The organism is Streptomyces sp. NRRL F-6676 (genome assembly GCF_000725625.1).
GTDB lineage: Bacteria > Actinomycetota > Actinomycetes > Streptomycetales > Streptomycetaceae > Streptomyces.
The window spans coordinates 1-5,385 of record NZ_JOHS01000103.1 but is presented as its reverse complement, the minus strand read 5'-3'; the positions used below and the strand labels follow the sequence as shown (position 1 = coordinate 5,385).

Annotated in this window: 4 protein-coding genes and 1 pseudogene; all 5 read left to right on the top strand. The window is 71.3% G+C overall.

Features of this window, described 5'->3' with window-relative positions; translation table 11 throughout:
• Nucleotides 1–94 precede the first annotated feature (94 nt).
• Nucleotides 95–1,301 (top strand): annotated as a pseudogene (locus IO29_RS31025) (sulfate adenylyltransferase subunit 1).
• A 223-nt stretch (nt 1,302–1,524) separates the two neighbouring features.
• Nucleotides 1,525–2,646: an aliphatic sulfonate ABC transporter substrate-binding protein gene (locus tag IO29_RS31015; RefSeq protein WP_030383484.1), complete on the top strand. Its 1,122-nt coding sequence runs from the start codon at nt 1,525–1,527 to the stop codon at nt 2,644–2,646.
• A 53-nt stretch (nt 2,647–2,699) separates the two neighbouring features.
• Nucleotides 2,700–3,488, top strand: coding sequence for an ABC transporter ATP-binding protein (locus IO29_RS31010; RefSeq protein WP_030383483.1), 789 nt, complete (start codon nt 2,700–2,702; stop codon nt 3,486–3,488).
• On the top strand, nt 3,475–4,374 hold the full coding sequence (locus tag IO29_RS31005; RefSeq protein WP_030383482.1) for an ABC transporter permease: 900 nt from the start codon (nt 3,475–3,477) through the stop codon (nt 4,372–4,374). Before IO29_RS31010 ends, IO29_RS31005 begins: the two co-directional genes overlap by 14 nt.
• Nucleotides 4,375–4,380: 6 nt before the next feature.
• Nucleotides 4,381–5,121, top strand: coding sequence for a sirohydrochlorin chelatase (locus IO29_RS31000; protein ID WP_030383481.1), 741 nt, complete (start codon nt 4,381–4,383; stop codon nt 5,119–5,121).
• Nucleotides 5,122–5,385: the final 264 nt, after the last annotated feature.

Below are 5,385 nucleotides of genomic sequence, written 5' to 3'. Positions count from 1 at the left end.
CCTCCCGGCTCACCGAACGCGGCGCCACCCGCGCCGACGACAAACTGTCGGAAGCCGCGATGGAGGACCGCAAACGCGAGGGGTACTTCTAGGCATGACCACCACCACGGAACTCACCGAGACCACCCTTCTGCGGTTCGCGACGGCCGGTTCGGTCGACGACGGCAAGTCCACGCTCGTCGGACGGCTGCTGCACGACTCCAAGTCGGTCCTGACCGACCAGCTGGAGGCCGTGGAGCGGGCATCGGCCGGGCGCGGCCAGGAGGGACCCGATCTGGCGCTGCTGACGGACGGGCTGCGGGCGGAGCGCGAGCAGGGCATCACCATCGATGTCGCCTACCGCTACTTCGGGCGTCGTCGAACAGACCCGCCGCCACGCCGCGATCGCCGCCCTGCTGCGCGTGCCGCACGTCGTCCTCGCCGTCAACAAGATGGACCTCGTCGGCTACCAGGAGTCGGTGTTCGCCGCGATCGCCGAGGAGTTCACGGCGTACGCGACCGAGCTGGGCGTCCCGGACGTCACCGCCATCCCGATCTCGGCGCTCGAGGGCGACAACGTGGTCGAGGCGTCCGGGAACATGGACTGGTACGGCGGTCCGACGGTCCTCGAACACCTGGAGACCGTGCCGGTCAGCCACGACCTGGCGCACTGCCACGCCCGCTTCCCGGTGCAGTTCGTGATCCGCCCGCAGACCGCAGAGCACCCGGACTACCGGGGGTACGCGGGCCAGATCGCGGCCGGCACCTTCCGCGTCGGCGACCAGGTCACGGTGCTGCCCTCGGGCCGTACGACGACGGTGACCGGGATCGATCTGCTGGGCACGCCGGTCGACGTGGCGTGGACGCCGCAGTCGGTGACGCTGCTGCTCGCGGACGACCTGGACATCTCCCGCGGCGATCTGATCGCCCCGGCCCCGGACGCCCCGGCCACCAGCCAGGACATCGAGGCGACCGTCTGCCACGTGGCCGACCAGCCGCTGACGGTGGGCCACCGGGTGCTCCTCAAGCACGGCACCCGTACCGTCAAGGCGCTGGTCAAGGACATCCCGTCCCGGCTGACGCTGGACGACCTGTCCCTGCACCCGCACCCCGGCACGCTGGCCGCCAACGACATCGGCCGGGTGAAGATCCGTACCGCCGAGCCGCTCCCGGCCGACGCGTACGCCGACTCCCGGCGCACCGGTTCGTTCATCCTGATCGATCCGTCCGACGGCACCACCCTCACCGCCGGGATGGTCGGCGAGTCCTTCGCCACGCCCGAGCCGGTGAAGTCCGACGCCGACGAGGGCTGGGACTTCTGAGATGAACGGGGTCGACATCTTCGCGACGTTCGCCAAGGAGGGCGGCCGTGTGGGCAGCGGCGCCCTCGGCAGCGGAACGGGCGGGGTCGCGCGATGTGCGCGGTGACGTACGCGCACTGCCTGCGCGCCCTCACCCCCCACCCGCGTCACCGAAGACCTGCCGACCTCCCGGCCACGGCATGAGAAGACCGTGACCGCCGGGCCAACGAGAGGACCACCTCCCGTGCCTGCCAATCGATTCATACGTGTCCCGCGCCTGCGCGGGGGCGTCACCGTGCTCGCCGTCCTGCCCCTGCTGACACTGGCCGCCTGCGGCTACGGCTCCAAGTCCGACGACTCCGGTGGGGACACGAAGGTCGCCGCCGACGCGAAGAAGACCGACGGCCTCGACTCCGTGCGCATCGGCTACTTCGGCAACCTCACCCACGCCACCGCGCTGGTCGGCAACCAGAAGGGCTTCTTCCAGAAGGAGCTGGGCGGGACCAGGGCGAAGTACGCCGTCTTCAACGCGGGCCCCTCCGAGATCGAGGCGCTGAACTCCGGCTCCGTGGACATCGGCTGGCTCGGCCCCTCCCCCGCGATCAACGGGTACACCAAGTCCAACGGCAAGAGCCTGAAGATCGTCTCGGGTTCGGCCTCGGGCGGCGTCAAGCTGGTGGTGAACCCGGACAAGGTCAAGAGCCTGAAGGACCTCAAGGGCAAGAAGATCGCCACCCCGCAGCTCGGCAACACCCAGGACGTGGCGTTCCTCAACTGGATCGCCGAGCAGGGCTGGAAGGTCGACGCGCAGAGCGGCAAGGGCGACGTCACGGTCGTGCGCAGCGACAACAAGGTGACCCCGGACGCGTTCAAGGCCGGTTCGCTGGACGGCGCGTGGGTGCCGGAGCCGACCGCCTCGAAGCTGGTCGCCGAGGGCGGCAAGGTACTGCTCGACGAGTCCACGCTGTGGCCGGACAAGAAGTTCGTCATCACCAACGTGGTGGTGCGGGCGGAGTTCCTCAAGGAGCACCCGAAGGCCGTCGAGGCGGTGCTGAAGGCGTCGGTCGAGACCAACAAGTGGATCAACGCCAACCCGGACGCGGCGAAGGCCGTGGCCAACAAGCAGCTGGAGAAGGACTCCGGCAAGGCGCTGCCGGCCGACGTCCTGGACCCGGCGTGGAAGTCCATCAAGATCCTCGACGATCCGCTGGCCGCCACGCTGAACACCGAGGCGGACCACGCGGTCAAGGCCGGTCTGCTGGAGAAGCCCGACCTGGACGGCATCTACGACCTCACGCTCCTGAACAAGGTCCTGAAGGCGCAGGGCGGGAGCACGGTCGACGCCGCAGGACTCGGCACCCAGTGACCCGTGTCCGCGGCTGACCCCGTATCCCGACCCGTTCCCAGGAGGTGACGACCATGGCCACGACCACGCTCGCCAAGGCCGCCGACGACGCGGCGGTGCGGCACGCCGCCCGTATCGAGCACGTCTCGAAGTCCTTCGCCGGACCCGCCGGGCGGCAGCTCGTCCTGGACGACATCAGTCTCGATGTCGCGCCGGGCGAGTTCGTCACCCTCCTGGGGGCGTCTGGCTGCGGCAAGTCCACACTGCTCAACCTGGTGGCGGGGCTCGACGCCCCGTCCTCGGGCGGCATCACGACCGACGGCCGCCCCGCGCTGATGTTCCAGGAGCACGCCCTGTTCCCCTGGCTGACGGCCGGGAAGAACATCGAACTGGCCCTGCGGCTGCGCGGGGTGCCCAAGGCGGACCGCCGCGAACGGGCCGAGGAGCTGCTCGGGCTCGTCCGGCTCAAGGGCGCGCACGGCAAGCGGGTGCACGAGCTGTCCGGCGGCATGCGGCAGCGGGTCGCGCTGGCCCGTGCGCTCGCCCAGGACAGCAGACTGCTGCTGATGGACGAGCCGTTCGCCGCGCTCGACGCCATCACCCGGGACGTGCTGCACGACGAACTGACCCGCATCTGGAGCGAGACGGGGGTCTCCGTCCTGTTCGTCACGCACAACGTGCGCGAGGCGGTACGGCTCGCGCAGCGGGTCGTCCTGCTGTCGTCCCGGCCGGGGCGGGTGGCCCGCCAGTGGACGGTGGACATCCCGCAGCCGCGCCGCATCGAGGACGCGCCCGTGGCGGAACTCTCCGTCGAGATCACCGAAGTCCTGCGTGGGGAGATCCGCCGCCATGGCCAGCACTGAGACGACGACGGACACGGACGAGACCCATGAGGGGCTGGCCGGTGTCGAGGCCGGCCTGGACGCGCTGGAGTCCGCCTCCTCCGGCCGCCCGCCGCTGCGCCGCACCCTGATCGACAAGGTCCTGCCGCCGGTTGTCGCCGTGGCGCTGGTCCTGGTGCTCTGGCAGGCGCTGATCACCTTCAAGGTCGTCGACGATCCGACGAAGCTGCCCTCGCCGTCCGCGGTGTGGGGCGAGGTGCACGACGCCTGGCTCCGGGGCGATCTGCTCGGCTACATCTGGACCAGCGTCTCGCGCGGTCTGCTCGGCTTCCTCTTCGCCCTGGTCATCGGCACCCCGCTGGGGCTGCTGGTGGCCCGGGTGAAGTTCGTGCGGGCGGCGATCGGCCCGATCCTGTCCGGGCTCCAGTCGCTGCCGTCGGTGGCGTGGGTGCCGCCGGCCGTGATCTGGCTGGGTCTGGACAACTCGATGATGTACGCGGTGATCCTGCTCGGCGCGGTGCCCTCCATCGCCAACGGGCTGGTCTCCGGCGTCGACCAGGTGCCCCCGCTGTTCCTGCGGGCGGGCCGAACCCTGGGCGCGACGGGGCTGAAGGGCACCTGGCACATCGTGCTCCCGGCCGCGCTGCCGGGGTATGTGGCGGGCCTGAAGCAGGGCTGGGCGTTCTCCTGGCGGTCGCTGATGGCCGCGGAGATCATCGCGTCCTTCCCCGACCTCGGCGTCGGGCTCGGCCAGCTCCTGGAGAACGGCCGCAACGCCAGCGACATGTCGATGGTGTTCGAGGCCATCCTGCTCATCCTGATCGTCGGTATCGCCATCGACCTGCTGATCTTCAGTCCGCTGGAGCGGTGGGTACTGCGCAGCCGCGGCCTCCTGGTGAGGAACTGAACGCCCATGCACAGCAGCCCGGTCCTCCTGGTCGTCGCCCACGGCAGCCGCGATCCGCGGCACGCCGCGACCGTGCACGCCCTGGTGCGGCGGGTACGGTCGCTGCGGCCGGGGGTGCGGGTGGAGACGGGTTTCCTCGACTTCAACGTGCCCTCCGTGCGGGGTGTGCTGGAGTCGCTGGCGGCTCAGGGCGTACGGGACGTGGTGGCGCTGCCGCTGCTGCTCACCCGGGCCTTCCATGCCAAGTCCGACATCCCGGCGGTGCTGCGGCAGGCGCCGCCCGGGCTGCGGATCCGGCAGGCCGAGGTGCTGGGGCCCTCGCCGCTGCTGCTCGCGGGGCTCGAACGGCGGTTGTACGAGGCGGGGCTCGACCCCGCCGACAGAGCCTCGACCGGGGTCGTGCTGGCCTCGGCGGGGTCCAGTGACCCGGAGGCGATCGCAGTGATCGCAGAAATCGCGCGGGAGTGGCGGCACACCGGTTGGTGCGCCGTGCGGCCTGCGTTCGCCTCCGCGGAGTTGCCGCGTACGGAGGGGGTGGTGCGGGAGTTGCGGACGGCGGGGTGCCGGCGGGTGGCCGTCGCCCCCTACGTCCTCGCGCCCGGCCGCCTGCCGGACCGGATCGCGCGGGGCGCGGCCGGGGCGGACGTCCTGGCCGACGTCCTCGGCCCGTCACCGGAGGTCGCACGCGTGCTGCTGCACCGCTACGACGAGGCGGCCCTGCCGCACCTGTCCGCCGTGGGCGCGTAACGTCCTTCTTTCTCGCCCCCGCCGCCCCTACCCTTCCCGTCCCTTCAAGGGGCTCCGCCCCTTGGACCCCGGAGAGTTCGGGTGGGTGGGGTGCGTGGGCGGGTGCGGGTGAGTGGGGAGGTCTCGCGCAGTTCCCCGCGCCCCTGGAAGCAGGGGGCCGCCCCCTGCTTTTCAGGGGCGCGGGGAACTGCGCGATCAGCCACGACGCAGCCGCCCCCCCCCACCCGACCCCGCCCAGCCGAGCTCTCCCGCGCCCCTCCCCAC